At 43.5% G+C, this 22262-nt stretch carries 19 protein-coding genes and 1 tRNA gene; 9 read left to right on the forward strand and 11 right to left on the reverse strand.

The window, feature by feature from the left end; genetic code table 11:
• The first annotated feature begins 162 nt into the window (after positions 1–162).
• Complete coding sequence (locus R7Q11_RS11905) at positions 163–1086, forward strand: histone deacetylase (protein ID WP_104975508.1); 924 nt, start codon at positions 163–165, stop codon at positions 1084–1086.
• A gap of 192 nt (positions 1087–1278) precedes the next feature.
• On the opposite strand, the gene R7Q11_RS11910 is transcribed toward R7Q11_RS11905, so the two are convergent.
• From R7Q11_RS11910 to R7Q11_RS11920, 3 genes are all read right to left on the reverse strand, one after another.
• A tRNA-Ser gene (locus R7Q11_RS11910) sits at positions 1279–1369 on the reverse strand.
• Positions 1370–1524: 155 nt separating this feature from the next.
• Positions 1525–3333, reverse strand: coding sequence for a DUF3413 domain-containing protein (locus tag R7Q11_RS11915; RefSeq protein ID WP_005380721.1), 1809 nt, complete (start codon positions 3331–3333; stop codon positions 1525–1527).
• A 22-nt stretch (positions 3334–3355) separates the two neighbouring features.
• Positions 3356–3583 (reverse strand): YejL family protein, encoded by a 228-nt coding sequence (locus tag R7Q11_RS11920; RefSeq protein ID WP_005380722.1) that lies wholly within the window; start codon positions 3581–3583, stop codon positions 3356–3358.
• An 85-nt stretch (positions 3584–3668) separates the two neighbouring features.
• On the opposite strand from R7Q11_RS11920, the gene yejK reads away from it, so the two are divergent.
• The 3 genes from yejK to R7Q11_RS11935 all read left to right on the forward strand — a co-directional run bounded on the left by yejK (position 3669) and on the right by R7Q11_RS11935 (position 7346).
• Positions 3669–4667, forward strand: coding sequence for a nucleoid-associated protein YejK (gene yejK, locus R7Q11_RS11925; RefSeq protein WP_005380723.1), 999 nt, complete (start codon positions 3669–3671; stop codon positions 4665–4667).
• Between the two features lie 82 nt (positions 4668–4749).
• On the forward strand, positions 4750–6078 hold the full coding sequence (locus tag R7Q11_RS11930; protein ID WP_031812878.1) for an Hpt domain-containing protein: 1329 nt from the start codon (positions 4750–4752) through the stop codon (positions 6076–6078).
• Between the two features lie 104 nt (positions 6079–6182).
• Positions 6183–7346 carry a chemotaxis protein gene (locus tag R7Q11_RS11935; protein WP_213866420.1) on the forward strand — a complete coding sequence of 388 codons (1164 nt, stop codon included), beginning with the start codon at positions 6183–6185 and terminating at the stop codon, positions 7344–7346.
• 90 nt (positions 7347–7436) lie between these two features.
• Here the strand turns inward: R7Q11_RS11935 and nhaC are convergent, their stop codons facing one another.
• Positions 7437–8870 (reverse strand): Na+/H+ antiporter NhaC, encoded by a 1434-nt coding sequence (gene nhaC, locus R7Q11_RS11940; protein ID WP_005380726.1) that lies wholly within the window; start codon positions 8868–8870, stop codon positions 7437–7439.
• A gap of 431 nt (positions 8871–9301) precedes the next feature.
• Here nhaC and asd point away from each other — a divergent pair, with 431 nt between their 5' ends.
• Positions 9302–10417 (forward strand): aspartate-semialdehyde dehydrogenase, encoded by a 1116-nt coding sequence (asd, locus tag R7Q11_RS11945; protein WP_005380727.1) that lies wholly within the window; start codon positions 9302–9304, stop codon positions 10415–10417.
• 57 nt (positions 10418–10474) lie between these two features.
• Here the strand turns inward: asd and R7Q11_RS11950 are convergent, their stop codons facing one another.
• Positions 10475–11338, reverse strand: coding sequence for an ion transporter (locus tag R7Q11_RS11950; RefSeq protein WP_005380728.1), 864 nt, complete (start codon positions 11336–11338; stop codon positions 10475–10477).
• 35 nt (positions 11339–11373) lie between these two features.
• Positions 11374–12012, reverse strand: coding sequence for a YchE family NAAT transporter (locus tag R7Q11_RS11955; protein ID WP_005380729.1), 639 nt, complete (start codon positions 12010–12012; stop codon positions 11374–11376).
• A gap of 650 nt (positions 12013–12662) precedes the next feature.
• On the opposite strand from R7Q11_RS11955, the gene adhE reads away from it, so the two are divergent.
• A complete protein-coding gene (adhE, locus tag R7Q11_RS11960; protein WP_005380731.1) occupies positions 12663–15365 on the forward strand; it encodes a bifunctional acetaldehyde-CoA/alcohol dehydrogenase in 2703 nt (900 codons plus the stop codon).
• 143 nt (positions 15366–15508) lie between these two features.
• On the opposite strand, the gene R7Q11_RS11965 is transcribed toward adhE, so the two are convergent.
• From R7Q11_RS11965 to sodB, 3 genes are all read right to left on the reverse strand, one after another.
• Positions 15509–16252 (reverse strand): SDR family oxidoreductase, encoded by a 744-nt coding sequence (locus R7Q11_RS11965; protein ID WP_005380732.1) that lies wholly within the window; start codon positions 16250–16252, stop codon positions 15509–15511.
• Between the two features lie 134 nt (positions 16253–16386).
• Complete coding sequence (locus R7Q11_RS11970; RefSeq protein WP_033907342.1) at positions 16387–16890, reverse strand: VC2046/SO_2500 family protein; 504 nt, start codon at positions 16888–16890, stop codon at positions 16387–16389.
• A gap of 154 nt (positions 16891–17044) precedes the next feature.
• Complete coding sequence (sodB, locus tag R7Q11_RS11975; RefSeq protein WP_005396533.1) at positions 17045–17629, reverse strand: superoxide dismutase [Fe]; 585 nt, start codon at positions 17627–17629, stop codon at positions 17045–17047.
• Positions 17630–17914: 285 nt separating this feature from the next.
• Between sodB and R7Q11_RS11980 the strand changes: the two genes are divergently transcribed.
• Positions 17915–18250, forward strand: a complete 336-nt coding sequence (locus tag R7Q11_RS11980; RefSeq protein ID WP_017635833.1) for a Grx4 family monothiol glutaredoxin — start codon at positions 17915–17917, stop codon at positions 18248–18250.
• Positions 18251–18324: 74 nt separating this feature from the next.
• Positions 18325–18954, forward strand: coding sequence for a DsbA family protein (locus tag R7Q11_RS11985; protein WP_132936849.1), 630 nt, complete (start codon positions 18325–18327; stop codon positions 18952–18954).
• A gap of 78 nt (positions 18955–19032) precedes the next feature.
• On the opposite strand, the gene R7Q11_RS11990 is transcribed toward R7Q11_RS11985, so the two are convergent.
• Both R7Q11_RS11990 and rnt read right to left on the reverse strand, forming a co-directional pair.
• Complete coding sequence (locus R7Q11_RS11990) at positions 19033–20358, reverse strand: Na+/H+ antiporter family protein (protein ID WP_025767202.1); 1326 nt, start codon at positions 20356–20358, stop codon at positions 19033–19035.
• A 28-nt stretch (positions 20359–20386) separates the two neighbouring features.
• Positions 20387–21031 (reverse strand): ribonuclease T, encoded by a 645-nt coding sequence (gene rnt / locus R7Q11_RS11995; RefSeq protein ID WP_005384888.1) that lies wholly within the window; start codon positions 21029–21031, stop codon positions 20387–20389.
• A gap of 341 nt (positions 21032–21372) precedes the next feature.
• On the opposite strand from rnt, the gene motY reads away from it, so the two are divergent.
• Complete coding sequence (motY, locus tag R7Q11_RS12000) at positions 21373–22254, forward strand: flagellar protein MotY (RefSeq protein ID WP_005384887.1); 882 nt, start codon at positions 21373–21375, stop codon at positions 22252–22254.
• The last annotated feature ends 8 nt before the right edge of the window (positions 22255–22262 follow it).

Genomic DNA, 22262 nt, shown 5'->3' on the forward strand with positions numbered 1-22262 from the left:
AGCACAAAGAGAGCCAAACAGTGCGCCGAGAATAGCAAAGAAAGTAGAATTCATATGTATATTAAATTTAATTGATATTGAAAATCATTATCAATTAAATTGCGTTTTATTCAACCCTTTAAGTTGATACTATTTCGTTACCATTGTTATTAAGAATTTCTCATGCTGCCATTTATCTACCACCCGATTTATTCTCAACTTGAGTTGCCAGAGGGGCATCGTTACCCAATTATGAAATACCAGTACCTCTATGAATCGGTATTGGTGCATATAGAGAAAGATAACTGGAAAGAGCACACGCAGTTTTTCCAGCCCGAAGCATTAACTGTTGGGGAAGTAAAACGTGTTCATGACGAGGAATACGTCGAGTTACTTGTTAGTGGAAACATACCAGCTGCGAAGATGCGCCGAATAGGTTTTCCTTGGAGTGAGTCTCTCATTACCAGAACGCTAACGTCAGCAGCGGGCACGGCTCTGACCGCAAAAAAGGCACTTGAGTACGGTGTGGCCATTCATTTGAGTGGTGGGTATCACCACGCACACAAAGAGTTTGGCAGTGGTTTTTGTTTATTTAATGACTTAGTGATCGCGGCCAGGCAAGCGCTCGAAGTCGAGCATGTCGATAAAGTATTGATCATTGATAGTGATGTTCACCATGGGGATGGAACAGCAACTTTATGTGACGATGAGCCAGATATCATCACGCTTTCTTTCCACTGTGATAAAAACTTCCCAGCGAGGAAGCCTCAGTCTGATCTCGATGTGCCTTTGGTGCGAGGAACAGGTGATGAGGACTTTTTAATGGCGTTTAAAGAAGTGGTCGATATGGCACTTAATCTTCATCGCCCTGATTTAGTTATCTACGATGCTGGTGTCGATATACATCAAGACGATGAGCTTGGATATTTTGATGTGTCGACTCAAGGGATTTTAGAACGTGATAGATTTTTAATGCAAACAGTGAAATCTCGAGGTATCCCTGTCGCAGCTGTCGTTGGAGGTGGATATCGAACGAATCATGCTGACCTCGTCCCAATCCATTTGCAGCTTATCAATGCCGCTAAAGAAGTCTTTATTGATGAGTAGATACAACTAGATGTAAATATCAAATTGATTCAACACTGGAACGAACGAAAAGGGCATTAATTTTTTGTGGGTTCTTTCGGAGGGTGGCGGAGTGCTTAGTTGCGTTCAAGAAGTGATAAGTGATTTGTACAAATCTTTTAAGTCTGGAGATGCAAAAAGCCCGCTAATTTCTTAGCGGGCTTTTTCTAAAAGTGGCGGAGAGATAGGGATTTGAACCCTAGATACGCTATTAACGTATGCCGGTTTTCAAGACCGGTGCTTTCAACCACTCAGCCATCTCTCCGTTGTTGAGGCGCATAATATAAGGCTTTGAAAATGTTGTAAACCCCTAGTTGAACTGATTGGATGTTTACTGCGCAAATTTGTGGTTTGTGTTGTTTAAATAAACAAAAACTCCCCCAAAAAGGGGAGTTTGAATAGTATATGGATTGCTAGGTATTAATCGTTTTTAGAATAAAAACGCTGTAACTCAGTTAAACCTTGCATCAAAACTGGCAACTTCGGTGCATCATCTCGAAGTCGTTTGTAGTTTTTGTCATACAGCTTGTAGTTGCCAAACTTATCGATCACTGTGGTTTGTGAGCTAGTAATTAAGGCAAGCTCGCGAGTATCGCCCGCCAAGATCCAGCGACGACGACTTTCATCGAATAGGTTGCGACCACTACTGTAATCATATGGGTTGGAAGATACGCCGAGCATATCTTGCAATAGTGTAACCGAGAGGTCCAGGTGGCTTGTGCTGTGATTAAATTCGCCAGCCAGCATTCCAGGCCAATGGATCACCATCGGAACTTGTAATTGATAACGGCTGTAGTTGCTGTTTGCTCCCCAGCTGTTCGTATTGGTTTCGTTAAATTCACTACCGTGATTAGAAGTGATGATTACGATGGTGTTTGTCAGTTGTCCCGTCGTTTCTAGTTCATCAATAATACCGGCGATAGTTCTATCCGCCGACTTCACTGCATATTCATAAGCTTTTTTGAATCGCTCACTTGCGGGCATTTCTTCGTCATTATTTGAAGGAATCGATTCAAAATTATCAACGGTGGTGACTTCGATGTAACTAAACCATGGCTGACTTGCTTTCTCTGCTAACCATGTATTCCAGTTTGCGATAGATTGTTTATCGGTATGAGCTTGCGTGCCATCTAGGTCTTCCGCTAAGTTCAAGTCGCGGAAAATAATTTCTGAGTAGAGATCATCTTCAAACCCACTGCCACTGAATAAACCAAAGTTGTAGCCCTGATCTTTCAGTACATCGAGCAATACTGGGGAAGCACCTTGCGCCTTGATGCTTGATGCATAACTGGTCGGTAAGCCATAGAACAAACCAAAGGCCCCGTATGTATCATTACTTGAGCTGTAATGATTACGGAAGTTCTGATTGTTTTCAGCAAACTCATAGAGGTTAGGCATCTCTTCTTGGTTCAGCGCATCCGCTCGTAAATTGTTTATGCTTATCATCAACACATTGAGCTTATTAACTCGGCGGTTAAACTCAAGCTTTTCAAGAGGGTAGTTGACTAACTCTACGTTGCCTTCGTTTTCTGCTAAACGTTTTAGGTATTCCTCACGGTCAAGTAGACCATGTTTTTCCATAAAACTCTTCGCTGTCATCGGGTAAGACAACGGGAAGTTTGAACGCTGGCTAGTAATTGGGTTGTAAAAATACGCATCTGCCCAAATGTAAACCAAATGGCTGGTCATAAAGCTGAGGAAAAAGACGGCCGCGAGAGGGCGTCCTACGTGCTTATGAGATAGTTTGCGCTGTTTTCGCCATACCCATTCGGATAGTGCGAGTTGAATAAGGAAGATCAGCGGCATCACAACAAATAAATGTTGTAGGTCAGTGCTGAGCGCACTTTTGTCTTCGCTGAATAGTAACTCCCAGACAACTGGAGTTAAGTGCAAATTGATCGACTGATACGCTTGGGTATCAATTAATAATATGGTTTGCCCAACGGTTGCGAAAATCACTGCCACCAAACGGAACAACTTCCGCGATGGCAGGATAAACGTCAACGGGAATAGAACAAGCAAGTAAAGTGCGAAAACTAGAAAGCCAAAGTGACCAACCCAAGAAACCGCCAGATAAAACTGACCAAGTAACGTCTCGGGCCAAGGAGACTGAACAATGTAGCGTGTGCCTATCAACATCGACGCAACGATATTGAAGAATGCAAACCAGTGACCCCAACCAACTAGTCGAGATACACGTTCGCCGTATGAGTTTCCGCTGTCTACCATGTATGTGTTCTATTGTCCGTGATTAGTGTGTTTTTGGTGTTTCTAAAGAAGACATCAGCGCCTGAGCAAATTTTTCAGCAATCGCTTTGCGTTGTGAAGCAGCAACACGTTGATTTAAGACATTGGTTGCGATATTTCCGGCAATCATTAGCGTCAACTCAGGAGAAGCAGCGTGTTTTTCAAGAACTGTTGCTACTTCAGCAAGAATTTTTTCTACTTGCTCGTCAGTATATTTAGATGTAATCGGCATAAAGACTCTAATAATGATAGTAAAAGCGGCTTATGATAACCTACAATGCCCATCAACTAAAACCTTGTAGCAAGATAAAATCACTATGAGTCTTCATCTTTCAAACGTTATTCTGCATCAACTGTGCAAAAACGATCAGGACGAGCTGGTTGTAAACTTTCGTCCAGCATCATTAGAGAACGATGCATCTACAGAAAACTTAGTCGCTGAGCTTCACCGAGTATTCCATTCTAAAGCTGGTAAAGGTTTTGGCGCTTTCCAGTCAGACAGCGAATTTCAATTTTGGCTTCAAGAAATGCGCAAAGGAGAGCGAGACTTTTACGACTTCTCACAAATTAGTGCAAATCGCTTGAAAGAAGAGTTGATTAAGTACCCATTTGCGGATGAAGGTATCTTGGTTTTCGCTGAGTATCAGAGTTTAGCAACGGACTACTTGTTCATCGGTATCTTACCAATGAATCAGAGTTTAAAAGTGACCGAAGGTTTGGACATCAGTGCGACAGATTATCTTGATATCACCAAAATGGATATTGCCGCACGCATCGACCTGTCGAGCTACGAGACCGACAAGGAATCCAATCGTTATCTGCAATACATTAAAGGACGCGTTGGCCGTAAAGTGGCGGACTTCTTCCTAGATTTTCTGCAAGCGGATATTGGCTTAGATACTAAACAACAAAACTTAGTGTTGATGCAGGCGGTGGATGATTTTTGTGCTGACTCGAAGCTAGAAAAGCAAGAAGTGAACGAGTACAAGAAACAAGTTTACGACTACTGCAATGAGCAAATTAAATCCGGTGATGAGGTTCAAATCTCAGAGCTTTCCGGAGAGCTTCCTCAAAGCCAAGATGGCACGAGCTTTATGGATTTCACCAAAGAGCAAGGGTACGAGCTTGAAGAGTCTTTCCCAGGTGATCGTGCGACGGTTCGCAAACTGACTAAATTTGTTGGAGCTGGTGGTGGTTTGAATATTAGCTTCGATAGTCTCTTACTTGGCGAGCGTATTTTTTATGATCCAGAGACGGATACCTTAACGATTAAAGGGACGCCTCCAAATCTAAAAGATCAGTTAAGTCGCAATTAAAATCATATCGTTAAATAAAGAGAGCAAACGGCTCTCTTTTTTTATGTGAATAAGAAACATCCATAGTATATGCTTGTAATTAATGGAGATATGCGAGGGGCAAGTGTTGCTGAAGCTAAAAGAAGGAATACGGCGGTTTGTTTGGTTCTGGTTCGTTTTGTGGTGTGTTTTAGCACTTGGCATTTGGCTGCAAGCCAAACAAACGATTCAAACAATTTCGACTGTAAATGAGTTAGGAAGTAAAGTTGAAGAAGTCAGGCACTTTTTTAACTTCGATCTGCCTTACCGTGTTAAACACGTCGACCAAATTTCACTGAAACTTCAGTTGGCTTATGCAGTTCGCTTACAGCTTGAAAGTGAGTTTTCTGAAGGGAAAATCACACCAGACATCACTCAATTACTTTATACGACCGACCGATTTTTAGAAAGTGCTCGAGCTTTTGTAAGAAGTGACAGTGAATTGGTTTCGTTAGCAGAACAGTTACGAAGCAGCCGTGCTCGAACAGAAAACTCTGAGCAAATTCAGGCAATGTACTATCGCTTAGGTGCGCTTGTTTTTGAGTCTGTCTTTAGTGACTCTGCAACGAATAGCGATACTTACCGTGACTTAGACCGACTTTTTATTGAATCAGAGACGCTCTCTCCCGAAGAGCGAAGCGCTCTTCAGCGCCAGCTTGCTCAAACCTCAAGCGCACTATCTGCTCAGGCACAGGGCAGTTATTTATCTAATCAACTGCTTAATCCAGATTTCCCGAACCAGTTAACTTCGATAAATGAGCAGTTGGAACAGAAGCTAATGACTTTTATTGTTTGGCTGTCTGTAATCAGTGGTTTGCTCCTTTTCCTCATTTCATGGGGAGCCTTCTCCCCAAAAACGATTCAACCGATACCACTACCCAGAACCGATGATAAAAAGTCAGAGCAAGTTGGCGATGATGAAAATGGAGCTAACACTGTTCCCTCAGCTCAGTCAGAAAATTTTCAAAACGTCCAAATGAACGAAAAAAGTTGTAATGAGGTGAATTCATCACAAGTGGAAGTAGTGGAACGTGAGCCGTACATAGATATCAATAAAATGTTAGATTCTCTGTCTGGTGACGAGGGCGCTGTGCGGATGTTACTGGAGGTCTTTATTCAGGACCACTCTGGCGATGGCACTAAAATGTATCAGCTGTTAGAAGAGGATAAAGAGCAAGCGCAAAGAGCCGCACACAGTCTTAAAGGGGTCTCAGGGAGTTTAGGTGCAATGCCATTGCACTGTATTTCGGGTGATATTGAACTGTTGATTAAACAAGGGCAAAAAGTGCCGGAAGAGAAGTTGGCATGTTTAGATGATGTCCTAAAACAAACCATACTTTTTGCTAATAATGTTCTCAATAGTGAAAAGATAACAGAAGCGCTAACAGATTGATATTGCTCTGACTTAATGTCATAAGAGTTGAGGTAATAAAGGCTCGAACTATATGACTTAGTTCGCTTTATTCCTGTTCTATACAATTTGTTAAAGGTGTTTTCATGTCCGTTCGCCGAATGTCTTCAATGATGTTGATAGGGCTGGTTATGATGCTTTCAGGGTGCTCCCTGCTCGAAGTCAAGATCGAGAGTCAAACCGTCCCTCTTACCAAACAAGAGCTCAATATGCGTCTTTTGACTCGTGAGTATGCGCAGCAGTTTTTTGCTCAGGTTGAGCAAGCAGCAGATGCACTACACGAACAATATGATCCTCATGATAAAGTTCATCAATCTTATATTTTACTTTGGAAGATAAATGCTGAAGAAGGCATCCAAGCTTCTGCATACCAAGTGTCCCCAATGGCTGCACTGATTGATACATGGACTTTCACGCTACAAATGGAACAGTTTTTTATTACCGCTTCTGGTAATGAGCTCTTTGCGTCTGATGAGGCCAAGTTAGTTTCCGTTTATTTAGCGAAAGAGGTAGATAAACTGGCTCAATCTTTATTGAAGAAAGAAGCATACATCAAGACAAAAACGTTTGTTGCAGAGTTCGCCAAGCAGCATCCATTCGCTGATTTAAGCATGATTAGGACTCCGGCTTACCGTAGGTGGTTAGATGCAAACCAAATTAGCGAAGAGGAAGCCGTTACAACGCTAGGCACGATGCCAGAAGCACTCGGGGATGTCTCTGATCGTCTAAGTCTGGTATCAGAGCAGACACCAAAAATTATGACGTGGAAAGCGCAGTTGTTGGCCTTGAATAGCTCTGCCAGTATCGAAAAAGTCAATGCGGCGCTCAATAGTTTGCAAGTTACCGCTGATTCGATGAGGGATTTTATCGATAACAACCCAGAGTACATGCGCTATTTGGCAGAACAAATGGCGCTGGAGTTACAACCTTTGGTTGACGATATCGATCAAAGGACGGAGGCGCGTTTATCTCAGTTGGGTGAAGAACGCCAAGCTATAGAGCTGATGGTTGCCAGAGAGCGCCAAGAAATCGCACAGATCATTACCCATGAGCGCGAGAAGTTTGCTCAAGATATGGATCGAGTGTCGCAAGAGGTTGTGAATCTCGCCATGACTAAGCTGATTGAACTTGTCAAAAGTACCATCATCTACTTTATTCTGTTCATTGCCGTTATATTCTTTGCACCGCTTGGCTTGGGCTATTGGTTTGGGAAGCGTGCAGCCGTGAAAACGCCAGTCAAACAAAGCTAACGATTTGTTTTGGAAATAAAAAAAGAGCGCTTTAAAGTGCTCTTTTTTAGTATTGAATTCGGAAGGGAGGTTCTTCCTATCTCTGCGAAGTTAAGCGGTTTGCTGCTTTAATTCGCCTTCAGCTTCTTCAACTGCTTCTGCTGTTGGTTCGCACTTATCAACAAACCAACCCATGTAAGAAGTGAAGATCGTTACGATGATACATACAAAACTCAGCCACATGAACGGGGCATAAGACAGTGTAGCAACACCCAAAATACTGGCCATGTAGATACCGTTGTCACTCCAAGGGACCATACCTGAGGTTAGCGTGCCGCCAAATTCTGCGTTACGAGACAAATTCTTACGTTTGTAGCCTAGACGGTCATAGTTCTTCGCACAGATTTTTGGGGTCAGAATAAGTGAAACGTACATCGCTGAACCAAATACGTTGCCCATAAAGGCCGTACCAATTGTGCTTGTTGCCAATGAACCTGCACTTTGAACGCGTTTTTCAAACAGCTTCGCGATAGTCTCTAGCACGCCTACTTTATCTAGTAGACCGCCAAAACCAAGGCCGAATACGATAACCGCTACCGACCCAAGCATTGAAGACATGCCGCCACGGTTAAGGATTGAGTCAATGAAATCTACGCCAGATGAGATTGCAAACGGAGCCCAAGCCGTGTTGAACGCGGTTAGGAAATCGACATCTTGGATCATCACTGCCCAAATAATACCTAGCAGAGAACCAAAACTGATCACTGGGAATGAAGGCATACGCATCGCTAGAAGTGACAATACGATGATCACAGGAACAAATGAGTAAGGGGTGATGTAGAACTGCTGTTCCATCGCTTTAATGACAGAGTCTACCTGGCTCATGTCAACTTGACCTGCGTAGTGGAAGCCAAATGCAGTAAACATAATGCCTGTAATAATGTAGCTAATGAGTGCTATCGGCAACATACCTTTAATATGTTCCATCACTTCAACGTTAGACATAGATGAAGCAAGGATTACTGAATCCGATAGAGGCGACATTTTGTCACCAAAGTAACAGCCTGAAAGTACGGCACCTGCAGTGATTGGCGCAGGAACACCAAGACCTTGACCGATACCCATCATTGCAATACCTGCCGTGCCAGCCGCACCCCAAGATGTGCCAGTCGCTAGCGCAGTCAATGAACAGATGATCATGGTCGCCAGCAAAAAGATGGAAGGGTGGATTGCTTTAAGGCCGTAGTAAATAATGGTTGGAACAATACCACCAGAGATCCAAGTACCTACAAGCGCGCCAACGGCCAAAAGGATTAAAACGGCTCCAAGTCCATTGGAAATGCCATTTAGTGCTGCTTTTTCCAGATCTTTATACTGATGGCCAAGCTTTATGCCCAATATCATGACAATGAACCAACCGATGTATAGCGCTAGCTGAATCGGTAGGTCTAGCTTGGCTGTGAACGAAAATGCCAGCAGGAGAAATAAACCGAGCGAGATAAATACCTGTATCAAGCTTGGTAGGCGTGGTGTAACTTGCTTCATATGTGCCTCTGTCAATCTTGGAGCAATAGAGGAAGGCGCTCCTTGTTGTAATCGCGCATAACATACATTAACAAAAATTATATTTCGAACATTTGGTGTTTTATCTTGATGTTCGTCGGTAAAAACGTTTGCTTGTGAAATTAACTGTTAGTTTGTTTTAACTTTTTTGGTTTTAAATGTTGTGTAATGTGAAATTATTGTGCTTCATGTGTTATTTTCTCATTGAGTGGTAAGACCAATTAGGGGGCTAAAGTGCTTTCCCTACTTGAAAAATGGTTAAAACCGCAAACCAAACACTAAAAAATCTCGTGTAACCCGGTTTTTCAGAGGAAAAGGTTAAAAAACGCGCTTATTTACAAAATAGGGGTTGAGATTTTGCTGTGAAAAATTAACTATGGGGTAGGTTTTTTAATACATGGAGAGTTAATACGATGAGAGTTGGTTTAGTTGGTTGGCGCGGTATGGTTGGTTCAGTCCTTATGCAGCGTATGGTTGAAGAGAAAGACTTCGACCTAATCGAACCAGTATTCTACAGTACTTCTCAAGTTGGTATTCCTGCTCCTAACTTAGGAAAAGACGCAGGCTTACTGCAAGACGCGTATGATATTGAAAGCTTAAAACAGCTTGATGCGGTAATCACCTGTCAAGGTGGTAGCTACACAGAAAAAGTTTTCCCTGCACTTCGTCAGGCTGGTTGGAAAGGCTACTGGATTGATGCGGCCTCTACGCTACGTATGGCTGAAGATTCGATCATCACACTTGATCCAGTGAACTTAAAGCAAATCCAACAAGGCATCCACGGTGGCACGAACACATTTGTCGGTGGTAACTGTACGGTTAGTTTAATGCTAATGGGGCTAGGTGGTCTATTTGAGAAAGGCCTTGTTGAGTGGACAAGCGCAATGACTTACCAAGCCGCATCTGGTGCTGGTGCGCAAAATATGCGTGAATTGATCTCGCAAATGGGCGTTATCAATGACTCTGTTAGCTCTGAACTTGCAAACCCATCAAGCTCTATCCTAGATATCGATAAGAAAGTCGCGGATACAATGCGCAGCGGCTCTTTCCCTACCGATAAATTCGGTGTGCCACTAGCTGGTTCGTTGATCCCATGGATCGATGTGAAGCGCGATAATGGTCAGAGTAAAGAAGAGTGGAAAGCGGGCGCCGAGGCGAATAAAATTTTGGGTTCTCAAAGTTCACCTGTCCCAATTGACGGTACTTGTGTGCGTATTGGCGCGATGCGTTGTCACTCTCAAGCACTTACTATCAAGCTTAAACAAAATGTACCAATGGACGAAATCGAAGAAATCATCGCCACTCATAACGATTGGGTGAAAGTGATTCCTAACGACCGTGACATCACTGCTCAAGAGCTAACACCGGCAAAAGTTACGGGCACAATGTCTGTACCAGTGGGTCGTCTACGTAAGATGGCAATGGGTGATGATTTCCTAAATGCTTTCACTGTTGGTGACCAACTGCTTTGGGGTGCTGCGGAGCCATTGCGTCGTACTCTGAGAATTATTCTGTCTGAGAAAGCATAATCACATCAATCCTTTATTTGATGACAAAATAAAAGAGCTCCGTAGGGAGCTCTTTTTTCATGCGTCGTCTTCCGTTCGGACGACTCTTTTGTCTGGATCGGCCAGTTCACTACCACAATGTTTACAGTAAATTGCGTCAGAGTCGTGCCCTGCGTGGGAGCAGTTTGGGCATTTCACCAATACTTTGTGCGATTGCATCTCTTGGTGCAGTTCGGCAGTGAAAATACCTGTAGGTACCGCCAAAATGGAATAACCCAGTAACATGGTGAGTGATGCAAGCCCTTTACCTAGGTCTGTTTGAGGGACCAAGTCACCATACCCAACCGTTGTGATGGTCACGATCGCCCAATAAATACTCTTAGGAATGCTAGTAAATCCGTTTTCAGGTCCTTCAATGATAAAAATCAACGAGCCGAAAATCGTTACCATAATGGCGACGGAACTAAAGAAGATAAAAATCTTTCTGCGCGCCATAAGCAGTGAACGTAAGAGGATATTGGACTCTTGGAGGTATCGGACTAACTTGAGTATGCGGAATATTCGCATCACTCGCAGCGCCCTGATCACACCCATAAACGAAGCGGATGGGAAGAAGAGTGCTAAATAAGTGGGCAAAATCGCAAGTAAATCGACGACACCATAAAAACTCTTTGCGTAGGCGGCAGGTTTAGGAGAGCAATAAAGCCTTAGAAGGTATTCAATCGTGAATAGGCCAGTAAATGTGTATTCAATAAACTTCAGCTCTTTTTCCCACTCGGCCCGAACGGAGGGTATCGAATCTAACACCAGTACGATTAACGAGCTGATGATCGCGATAATGAGAGCAATATCGAACGTTTTACCAGCTTTGGTATGAGTACCAAAAATGGTGACATATAGAGTATGTTTAAGAGAGTCAGTCGTCATGACAAAGCGATCCATTGTTGAATCGCTCTATCATACAATTTTATAGAAACTCAGGCTAATCCTGGAAATAAGTTGCGTAAGCCATTCGCAATAAACTCTATGCCAAGCGCGCCCAATATCAAACCCATGATACGAGTAATGACGTTGATTCCAGTTTGACCTAAAAATCGTACGATCAATGGGGCAGAGCGGAACAATAGCCATGAACAAAGGCAGAACAAACCAATCGTAATACTAATGCCCACGGTATCGAACATGCTTGGGTAGCGTGCACCATAAACAATAGTCGAACTGATTGCACCAGGCCCTGCCATTAAAGGCATTGCAAGAGGGACCACACCAATCTGTTCACGACTGACGTATTCCGTTTTCTCTTGTTTGTTCTGCTTATCTTCCCCCAGTTTACCGCTCATCATCGAGAATGCGATGCTAAGTAATAGCAACCCGCCAGCGACACGAAACGAATCCAGAGAAATACTGAACATGTCTAACAGTAACTGACCAGCAAAAAGCGAAATGATCAGGATGATCGCAACAGCCACATTTGCTGTTGTTGCCGTATTGCGCTTTTCGTCTGGTGTCATATGCCCGGTTAGTGACACAAACACAGGCATGATACCAACAGGGTTTACTGCGGCGACCAAACCGAGAAAAAACTGCAAGAAGATAGCAAGTTCAAAAGTTTGCATGTTGCGTACTCATCAAAGTTCACATTAGTGAAAAGGAGAAGGGGTAATTTGGGCGTAATGTAAGGCAAAAGTTAGGTTGTAAGAAATGAAAAAAACTAACGCATTCCCTGCCATTTAAGTGAGAAAAACTAATTCTTTAATAAACTGTATCTAATCTGGAAAGGAAATGTTACGTATAAAGTTGCTGATAAATTGCGCTGTTTTACATAAACGTTAACATTCGCACACTTTTGATAAAAACCAAGGTGGTTTGTAGAGAGATGTATTCGGTTCGATATACTCTCAGTAGCACAAAGAATTGGGCCTACATGTAATTTTGTTGGTCAAAAATGAAACTTTTTTACAGGTTGTTGTAGTTTCTTTTATTTATTTGTCCATTTGCTTCTTTTTTACTCAATAAAAAATGAAAGTTAATTTATTTGTTTATCAGTGATTTATGTCATTTTGGTGTGATGAGGCACCACTTTGGTAGTATTTAGGTGGTGAGAACTGATCCAAGTCAATTTTTTTCACACTCTGAAATATTATACTCAGTCCTGAAAGCAATTTACTAAGACGTTTGTTTTCTAAGTGACTGATAAACAGTAAAAACGATAAGTAATAGCCTTAGTAAAAAGTTTTTAATATTTGTTAATTTTAGGAGATTCCCTATGCCTGTAACTAATATGGCTGAACTAGATGCAATGGTTGCTCGCGTTAAGAAAGCGCAAGAAGAGTTCGCTACTTACTCTCAAGAGCAAGTAGATAAAATCTTTCGTGCAGCATCGCTTGCAGCTAACCAGGCCCGTATCCCGCTAGCTCAACAAGCGGTAGAAGAATCTGGTATGGGTATTGTTGAAGATAAAGTAATCAAGAACCACTTCGCTTCTGAGTTTATCTACAACAAATACAAAGACGAACAAACGTGTGGCATCTTAGAAGAGGATGACAACCTAGGTACTATGACTATCGCTGAGCCTGTAGGCATCATCTGCGGTATCGTACCAACGACTAACCCAACTTCTACAGCGATCTTCAAATCTCTAATCTCTTTGAAGACTCGTAACGGTATCATCTTCTCACCACACCCACGTGCGAAAAACTCAACTAACGATGCAGCTAAACTCGTTCTAGATGCAGCAGTAGCAGCAGGCGCACCAAAAGACATCATCGGTTGGATCGACCAGCCTTCTGTTGAGCTTTCAAACGCTCTAATGAAACACGATGACATCGCTCTTATCCTTGCAACTGGTGGTCCAGGCATGGTTAAAGCCGCTTACTCTTCTGGTAAGCCAGCAATCGGTGTAGGTGCAGGTAACGTTCCGGTTGTTATCGATGAAACAGCAGACATCAAACGTGCTGTTGCTTCTATCCTTATGTCTAAGACTTTCGACAACGGTGTAGTATGTGCTTCTGAGCAAGCTGCAATCGTAGTTGATGAAGTATACGACGAAGTGAAAGAGCGTTTTGCTTCTCACAAAGCGTATGTCCTAAGCAAAGCAGAAGCTGATAAAGTTCGTAAAGTTCTTCTTATCGATGGCGCGCTAAACGCGAAAATCGTAGGTCAGCCAGCAGCAGCAATCGCTGAAATGGCAGGCGTTAAAGTTCCAGCAGACACTAAAGTTCTTGTTGGTGAAGGTCTGGGTAAAGTATCTCACGATGACGCATTCGCTCACGAGAAACTATCTCCAACTCTAGGTCTATTCCGTGCTGACAACTTCGAAGACGCGGTTGCTCAAGCGGTAACTATGGTTGAGATTGGTGGTATCGGCCACACATCTGGTCTTTACACTAACCAAGATACTAACGCTGATCGTATCCGTTACTTCGGTGACAAGATGAAGACAGCTCGTATCCTAATCAACATCCCGACTACTCACGGTGGTATCGGTGACTTGTACAACTTCAACGTTGCGCCATCTCTAACGCTAGGTTGTGGTTCTTGGGGTGGTAACTCTATCTCTGAGAACGTAGGTCCTAAACACCTAATCAACAAGAAAACTGTAGCGAAGCGAGCTGAAAACATGTTGTGGCATAAACTACCTAAGTCAATCTACTTCCGTCGTGGTAGCCTTCCAATCGCGCTGGGCGACCTAGAAGGTAAGAAACGTGCATTCCTAGTAACTGACCGTTTCCTATTCAACAACGGTTACGCAGATGACGTAGTAAGCCTACTAAAAGCTCAAGGCATGGAAGTTCAAACATTCTTCGATGTTGAAGCTGACCCAACACTGTCTGTAGTAGAAAAAGGTGCGGCTCAAATGGCTAGCTACCAACCTGACGTTATCCTAGCGCTAGGCGGTGGTTCACCAATGGATGCAGCGAAAATCATGTGGGTAATGTACGAACACCCAGAAACTCACTTTGAAGAACTAGCAATGCGCTTTATGGACATCCGTAAACGTATCTACAAGTTCCCTAAAATGGGTAAAAAAGCTGAGCTTGTATGTATCACTACAACTTCAGGTACTGGCTCAGAAGTTACTCCATTCGCGGTTGTTACTGACGACAAGACTGGTGCGAAATACCCACTAGCTGACTACGAAATCACGCCAAACATGGCAATCGTTGATGCGAACCTAGTAATGAACATGCCTAAGTCTCTAACAGCATTTGGTGGTTACGATGCAGTAACTCACGCTCTAGAAGCTTACGTATCAGTTCTTGCTAACGAATACTCAGATGGCCAAGCTCTTCAAGCACTTAAGATGCTAAAAGAGTACCTACCATCAAGCTATGCGAACGGTGCAAATGACCCAATCGCTCGTGAGAAAGTACACAACGCAGCTACTATCGCTGGTGTTGCATTTGCGAACGCATTCCTAGGTGTTTGTCACTCAATGGCTCACAAACTGGGTGCTGAGTTCCACTTGCCACACGGCCTAGCTAACGCACTACTTATCTCTAACGTGGTACGTTACAACGCGAACGACAATCCAACTAAACAAACTGCGTTCTCTCAATACGACCGTCCACAAGCACGTCGTCGTTACGCTGAAGTTGCTGACCACCTAGGCCTAAGCCAAGAAGGTGACCGTACTGCTCAGAAGATTGAACGTCTACTAGCATGGTTGGATGAACTAAAAGTTAACCTAGACATCCCAATGTCTATCCAAGCGGCAGGTGTTGCTGAATCAGATTTCGTAGCGAAACTGGATGAGCTAGCGGTAGAAGCGTTCGATGACCAATGTACTGGTGCGAACCCACGTTACCCTCTAATCAGCGAACTTAAAGATGTGTTGATGGCTTCTTACTACGGTAAAGCATTTGTTGAAGGCGAAACTTTCGAAGGTACAACTGTTATCAAGAAGAAAGCAGACCAAGAAGCAGCAAAAGCAGCACCTAAAGCAAAGAAAGAAAAAGCTGACGCGTAATTAAAAAATCGAGTGAGCAAGGTTTTCGCTAGCACGGAACCTTAATCGGGAAAAGGTTAAAGCCCCAGTCAAGTGACTGGGGCTTTTTTTATTTTGGTGCAGGAGTTACATCTGGCTCGGGAAAACAGAGTTGCTGTGTATGCTTACACTTCGGTCGCAACTACTCGGCCACTGAAGTATTCATTCGCGACGATGTATGCTGTGTTGCGGACTAGTTCGTCTTGGATCTCAGCCCAGTGTCTCTCGTTGAGCTCCTCTTTTGTATGATTTACCGAGGGAATAACGCCGCCCACTCGAATGTTGAATGGTGTGAGTTCTTTTGCCCAGCTGTGAGTAAAACCTGACACCAACGCCGCCATGCTTTCAACTCCCGTAAAGTCTTCATGGTTGTCATGAGAAATGACGTTAACAATGACGCCTTTCTTGTTTCTGGCTCGAAAGCGCTCTGCTCCTACTTGGCCGTAGGTATAAAGGAAGCGTGCCGCAGACGACAAGTGATCAATGTAAGTACTCATTGGTTCTGGCGCCATTAAGCCAGGCATAGGGGAGCTGGTCCAGCAATTAACAATCACATCTGGTGTCGCACGTAGCTGTGATTCTATCTGGTCAAACAATAAGTTAATGGACGTTGTGTTATCACTACACACATTCATAGCATACACTTTGTCAGTGAAAGCGCTGATTTGCTCATAGCTCGCTCTCAAAGCGCTAGAATTTTGGTCACAAAGAATCAACGTTGCTCCAAGGTGAGCAAAGTGATTTGCACAGGTTCTTCCTATAACCGAACCTGCAGACGTGACGAGAATAATTGATTCTTTGATATCCATAGCACCTTCACTGTATCCATATGTGAAAAACAATACACCAGTGGTTTGTGCTAATAGCATGGTTGAAATTCGTTGGGTTCAGTGTGAAAGGCTTCAAACTAACGCTTTCGAGTGAGGACTATTGTGCGGTAATTTGTAAGATGTCACATTTCTGACGTGTAGGTATTGCAAGCTATTGGATAAAAAGCGGATCTCTATGCTTTAGCTTGAATTTGATGCTGACGTTGAGCCGTCACTAGCTGATTATATAGCCCAGCATCTGGGATCAGTTGTTTGTTGCGTTCGCCCAATCTGCGTCGCTCATGACCAGATAGGTTGTGATAAACCTCCTCTGGTAGGTTGAATGTGTCTTCAGGCAGGTAAGTCAGCGCATCTGGTTTTAGGTAATGGCTCAGCTTTGCGGAAGGCAATCCTGCATCGTGAAACTGTTTCGCTTGTTCAGCTGCGAGTTCATAGCTGCTGCTATCAGAACGAAGAGCTTGAGGTTGCGATAAACCCAATTGTTGGCGAAGAATACTGTCACTGGTGATGACTTCCTGGACCTCTTCAACTGGGACCACATCGCGAACATCATTAGAGAACATAGACAGAATCAGCGAGAAATCCGCACGACGACCTTCGTGTACGGCATGGTTAATACCATTACCGAACTGAAGTTCGTTGATAATTGCAGCTTTGTCTAACGTATGAATTTGCATGATGTTCCTCGCTCGATGCTCTTTTAACGGCGTGGATAAGAAGAACTTTAGTAAAAGAGGGAATTATTTAAAGGTGCTAGGGAAGGCGAAACAAAAAAGCCCGCTAAATAGCGAGCTTTTGAATAAGACTAAATTGAACTTAGGGGGAAGTATATTACTTCGCTAGGTTCTCAGCTACGAAGTCCCAGTTTACTAGAGCCCAGAAGCCGTTCATGTAATCAGGACGTACGTTGCGGTAATCGATGTAGTACGCGTGTTCCCATAGGTCAACAGTTAGAAGTGGTGTTGTACCTTCTTCTGTTAGAGGAGTAGCAGCGTTAGAAGTGTTAACGATCTCTAGAGAGCCATCAGCTTTCTTAACAAGCCAAGTCCATGAAGAACCGAAGTTGTTGATTGCTGAATCAGTAAACTTCGCTTTGAATTCTTCAAAAGAACCGAATGCTGCGTTGATTGCGTCTGCAACTGCGCCAGTTGGCTCGCCGCCCGCATTTGGAGCAAGACAGTGCCAGTAGAACGTGTGGTTCCAGATTTGCGCTGCGTTGTTGAATACGCCACCAGTAGAAGTCTTGATGATCTCTTCTAGAGTTTTGCCTTCGAACTCAGTACCAGGGATAAGACCGTTAAGCTTAACAACGTAAGTGTTGTGGTGCTTACCGTGGTGGTAGTCTAGAGTCTCTGCTGAGATGTGTGGTTCTAGTGCGTCTTTCGCGTAAGGAAGAGCTGGTAGTTCAAATGCCATTACTCGATTCTCCATTGATTTGAAAGGATGACCTTTCGATTGCTTCCAGTGTTTTTTTATAGCTATGTCGCCTTTAAGGCTGACTTGCTAAGTATTTTAGCAAGTTTTTACTTTATTAAAACCCCGATATGAAAATATTTTAAGAGGTTAGCAGTGGTGAAGTGCTGCATTGCTCGCCAATGAGCAACCTAAAATTAAGCCTTATTAATTATATGGTTTTTATTCTGTCGTTATTGAGTAGAATGTGGCAAATAAATAAAGTTCAAACCCATGAATGAGGAAGCGATGGAAACTATCGACAAAATCAAACAGCAGATCTCTGAAAACTCAATCCTGCTGTACATGAAAGGATCACCGAAACTACCTAGCTGTGGTTTCTCTTCTCAAGCGTCACAGGCACTAATGGCATGTGGTGAGAAGTTCGCTTACGTAGACATTCTGCAAAACCCAGATATCCGTGCTGAGTTACCAAAGTACGCGCAATGGCCAACTTTCCCTCAACTATGGGTTGAAGGTGAGCTTATCGGCGGTTGTGACATTATTCTAGAAATGTTCCAAAAAGGTGAACTGCAGCCTCTAATCAAAGAAGCAGCAGCGCGCGCTGAAGATCAAGCTGAGTAATTCGTAAATACTCACATTTAGCGATAGAATACGAAGGAGCCGTACTGGCTCCTTTTTCTTTTTAGGTTAGTGGAATGAACATAAAGCTTTACTACGTGCATGACCCAATGTGCAGTTGGTGTTGGGGTTACAAACCAACGCTGGATAAACTAAAACAGCAACTGCCAGGTGTGATTCAGTTTGAGTATGTGGTTGGTGGTCTTGCGCCAGATACTAATTTACCGATGCCGCCCGAGATGCAACAAAAACTCGAAGGTATTTGGAAGCAGATTGAGCGCCAGTTAGGCACTAAGTTTAACTACGATTTCTGGAAGCTTTGTACGCCAGTAAGAAGCACTTACCAATCTTGTCGTGCGGTTATTGCAGCGGGCTTTCAAGATTCTTATGAGCAGATGCTAGAAGCGATTCAGCATGCGTATTACTTACGTGCGATGCCTCCTCATGAAGAAGCCACTCACTTGCAACTAGCGAGAGAAATTGGCTTGAATGTTCAGCAATTCAAGAATGACATGGATGGCTCTTTCTTAGAAGGTGTGTTCGAAGATCAATTGAGCCTTGCAAAGAGCCTAGGTGTGAGCTCTTACCCTAGCTTGGTTCTTAAAATTAACGACGCTTATTTTCCGATTGCCATCGATTACCTGTCGACAGAACCAACCTTGAAGCTGATTCGTGAGCGTATTATTGACAATATGCCAGCGCAATAACCACAGTTATGAATAACAAAAAGCCGCTCATTGAGCGGCTTTTTCGTAACTAAATGTATATCCATCCAAACAATAGTATTAAAGCACCATTGCTGCAATCCAACCAAAGATGATTAGAGGGATATTGTAATGGATAAAGGTTGGAACGACTGTTTCCCAAATGTGCTCATGTTGACCGTCGGCATTTAGACCAGATGTAGGGCCTAATGTAGAGTCAGAAGCTGGAGAGCCTGCATCACCTAACGCCGCCGCAGTACCTACTAGTGCAATCGTTGCCATCGGCGAGAAACCGAATGCTAGCGCAAGAGGAACATAGATAGTTGCAAGGATTGGAATCGTAGAGAACGATGAACCAATGCCCATTGTTACTAATAGACCAACGATCAGCATCAGTAGTGCAGCTAGAGGCTTATTGTCACCGATGCTGGTTGATAGCGATTGTACTAGTGTTTCAACACCGCCAGTTTGCTTCATTACTGCTGCAAAACCTGCCGCTGCGATCATGATGAAGCCAATCATTGCCATCATGTGTACACCTTTAGTGAACACGTCGTGCGTCTCTTTCCATGCGATAACGCCGCCGAAAGTGAACACCATAAAGCCAGCTAGAGCACCTATAATCATTGAACCCGTGTAAAGCTGAACACCCAATGCAGCGACAATACCAAGTGCCGCAACTAAGATGTGCTTTTTATTGATGACATGATCGGTTTCGTCAACGACAGTCAACTCAGTTTCTTTGTAGACACGCGGTTTACGATAGCTAACAAAGATAGCCAGTAATAGACCAAACAGCATGCCTGCACCTGGCAGTAACATGGCGGTTGGGACTTGGCCTGCAACCACGTTTTCCAAACCGTTGTCATGTAGGTTCTTTAATAGAATGTTGTTTAAGAAAATACCGCCGAAACCAACAGGTAAGATCATGTAAGGTGTGATCAAACCGAAGGTAAGAACACACGCGACCAAACGTCGGTCGAGCTTAAGTTTCGCGAATACGCCCAAAAGAGGTGGAATCAAAATTGGAATAAAGGCGATATGGACCGGAATTACGTTCTGAGATGACATCGTGACAAGCACTAACGCCACCAACACGGCGTACTTTAAGCCAGTAGTGGAAGCGGAGTTTTCTTTACCATTTAAGCGCTTGATAACACTTTTGGCCAGTAGATCCGTGATGCCTGATTTCGAGATGGCAACAGCGAAAGTACCTAACATGGCGTAGCTTAGCGCGATAGTTGCACCGCCACCTAGACCACTTTCAAATGCGGCAACCGTATCCCCAAGGCTCATGCCTGCGACTAGGCCGCCTACGATGGCACTAAACGTGAGGGCAACCACCACGTTTACGCGCATCAATGCTAACACGAGCATGACGCACACTGATATAACGACAGGATTCATACTTTTCCTAATATGTTGTGTTTACTTATTATTCTTCGTCGACAAGCGGCCAACCGCCGAGGGCCTTCCATTTGTTGACAATACCGCAGAATAATTCTGCTGTTTTTTGTGTATCGTAAAGCGCAGAGTGTGCTTCACGGTTATCAAATTCCATCCCGGCTGTTTTGCATGCTTTAGCGAGAACTGTTTGGCCATAAGCAAGGCCACTTAATGTAGCCGTATCAAAAGTAGCAAAGGGATGAAAAGGGACTCTTTTTAGTTTACAGCGTTCATTTGCTGCATTTACAAAACCCAAGTCGAATGCTGCGTTATGAGCAACCATAATTGCACGTGAGCAATCTGCGGCTTTTTGTTCTTTGCGAATAAGCTTATAAATTTCCTTTAGCGCCTCTTGCTCAGAAACAGCACCACGAAGAGGGCTGAAAGGGTCACGAATACCATTGAATTCAAGCGCTTCTTTTTCTAAGTTAGCGCCTTCAAATGGCTCCACATGAAAATGAATGGTGGAGGCCGGATGCAACACGCCATGTTCGTCCATTTTCAACGTAACGGCACAGATTTCTAAAAGTGCATCAGTTTGAGCATTGAAACCAGCGGTCTCAACGTCTACTACCACAGGGAAATAACCACGAAAGCGTTTTTTCAAGGTTAGAGCTTCATTTTCTAGTGTCATGTTGGCTTATTTTTGTGTGACGAAGGCTGCATTATTGCAGATTATACCGATGAGAAAAACCGCAATTTAAGAGAAAACCGGAATTCTATTTTGCATCCAATCAATAAGTTTGTATTGCATATTATGTAGACGTTTATTCGCCATACTTTGCATCATGTAAACCGATAAAACATGAGGAAGTAAAACGCTAAGTGGCGGTTAAGGTGATTGGAACACGGTGGCTCACATTAATGGCAGTGTGACAGATAACCCTATATTGGCGAGATTTTTGCATGCCGGTTGAAGTAATTTTATTGATGCAAATTGACGGCAACAGACTGCCGTTTAAGAGACAGTATTAGATGAAGAAATGGCTGATTACCAGTGGTGTTGTATTTTCGTTGTTTAGCACAAGCAGCTTCGCTTTGATGGGCAAACGTTATGCTGCAACTCCACAGCAATCTCAATGGGAAATGGTGGTCAATACACCATTAGAATGTCAGCTTGTACACCCCATTCCAAGCTTTGGAGATGCGGTATTTTCATCTCGTGCGAATAAAAAAATCAATTTAGACTTTGAGTTAAAAATGCGTCGTCCGATGGGAGAAACACGTAACGTCAGTCTCATTTCTATGCCGCCACCTTGGCGACCAGGTGAACACGCCGATCGAATTACAAACCTAAAGTTTTTTAAACAGTTTGATGGTTATGTCGGAGGGCAAACAGCATGGGGCATTTTGTCTGAGCTGGAAAAAGGCCGTTATCCGACTTTTAGTTACCAAGATTGGCAGAGCCGAGATCAGAGAATTGAAGTCGCATTGTCATCAGTACTATTTCAAAACAAGTACAACGCGTTTAGCGACTGTATTTCCAACTTATTGAAATATAGTTTTGAGGACATTGCTTTTACGATTTTGCACTACGAAAGACAAGGTGATCAGTTAACCAAGGCTTCTAAAAAGCGTTTATCACAAATTGCAGATTATATCCGACATAATCAAGATATCGATCTCGTGCTGGTGGCGACGTACACAGATTCAACCGATGGTAAAAGTGCGAGTCAAAGTTTATCAGAGCGACGTGCAGAGTCACTTCGTGACTATTTTCAGTCTCTAGGGCTACCGGAAGATCGAATTCAAGTGCAAGGGTACGGCAAGCGTCGTCCTATTGCAGATAACGGTTCGCCAATAGGAAAAGACAAAAACCGCCGAGTCGTGATATCTCTAGGGCGAACCCAAGTGTGATGCTTATA

The organism is Vibrio sp. 970 (assembly GCF_033339075.1).

Bases quoted from the DNA above. Each gene is read 5' to 3' on its own strand.
- R7Q11_RS11905 (WP_104975508.1), top strand. From the start codon at position 163: ATGCTGCCATTTATCTACCACCCGATTTATTCTCAACTTGAGTTGCCA.
- R7Q11_RS11915 (WP_005380721.1), bottom strand. From the start codon at position 3,333: ATGGTAGACAGCGGAAACTCATACGGCGAACGTGTATCTCGACTAGTT.
- R7Q11_RS11920 (WP_005380722.1), bottom strand. From the start codon at position 3,583: ATGCCGATTACATCTAAATATACTGACGAGCAAGTAGAAAAAATTCTT.
- yejK (WP_005380723.1), top strand. From the start codon at position 3,669: ATGAGTCTTCATCTTTCAAACGTTATTCTGCATCAACTGTGCAAAAAC.
- R7Q11_RS11930 (WP_031812878.1), top strand. From the start codon at position 4,750: ATGGAGATATGCGAGGGGCAAGTGTTGCTGAAGCTAAAAGAAGGAATA.
- R7Q11_RS11935 (WP_213866420.1), top strand. From the start codon at position 6,183: ATGTCCGTTCGCCGAATGTCTTCAATGATGTTGATAGGGCTGGTTATG.
- nhaC (WP_005380726.1), bottom strand. From the start codon at position 8,870: ATGAAGCAAGTTACACCACGCCTACCAAGCTTGATACAGGTATTTATC.
- asd (WP_005380727.1), top strand. From the start codon at position 9,302: ATGAGAGTTGGTTTAGTTGGTTGGCGCGGTATGGTTGGTTCAGTCCTT.
- R7Q11_RS11950 (WP_005380728.1), bottom strand. From the start codon at position 11,338: ATGGATCGCTTTGTCATGACGACTGACTCTCTTAAACATACTCTATAT.
- R7Q11_RS11955 (WP_005380729.1), bottom strand. From the start codon at position 12,012: ATGCAAACTTTTGAACTTGCTATCTTCTTGCAGTTTTTTCTCGGTTTG.
- adhE (WP_005380731.1), top strand. From the start codon at position 12,663: ATGCCTGTAACTAATATGGCTGAACTAGATGCAATGGTTGCTCGCGTT.
- R7Q11_RS11965 (WP_005380732.1), bottom strand. From the start codon at position 16,252: ATGCTATTAGCACAAACCACTGGTGTATTGTTTTTCACATATGGATAC.
- R7Q11_RS11970 (WP_033907342.1), bottom strand. From the start codon at position 16,890: ATGCAAATTCATACGTTAGACAAAGCTGCAATTATCAACGAACTTCAG.
- sodB (WP_005396533.1), bottom strand. From the start codon at position 17,629: ATGGCATTTGAACTACCAGCTCTTCCTTACGCGAAAGACGCACTAGAA.
- R7Q11_RS11980 (WP_017635833.1), top strand. From the start codon at position 17,915: ATGGAAACTATCGACAAAATCAAACAGCAGATCTCTGAAAACTCAATC.
- R7Q11_RS11985 (WP_132936849.1), top strand. From the start codon at position 18,325: ATGAACATAAAGCTTTACTACGTGCATGACCCAATGTGCAGTTGGTGT.
- R7Q11_RS11990 (WP_025767202.1), bottom strand. From the start codon at position 20,358: ATGAATCCTGTCGTTATATCAGTGTGCGTCATGCTCGTGTTAGCATTG.
- rnt (WP_005384888.1), bottom strand. From the start codon at position 21,031: ATGACACTAGAAAATGAAGCTCTAACCTTGAAAAAACGCTTTCGTGGT.
- motY (WP_005384887.1), top strand. From the start codon at position 21,373: ATGAAGAAATGGCTGATTACCAGTGGTGTTGTATTTTCGTTGTTTAGC.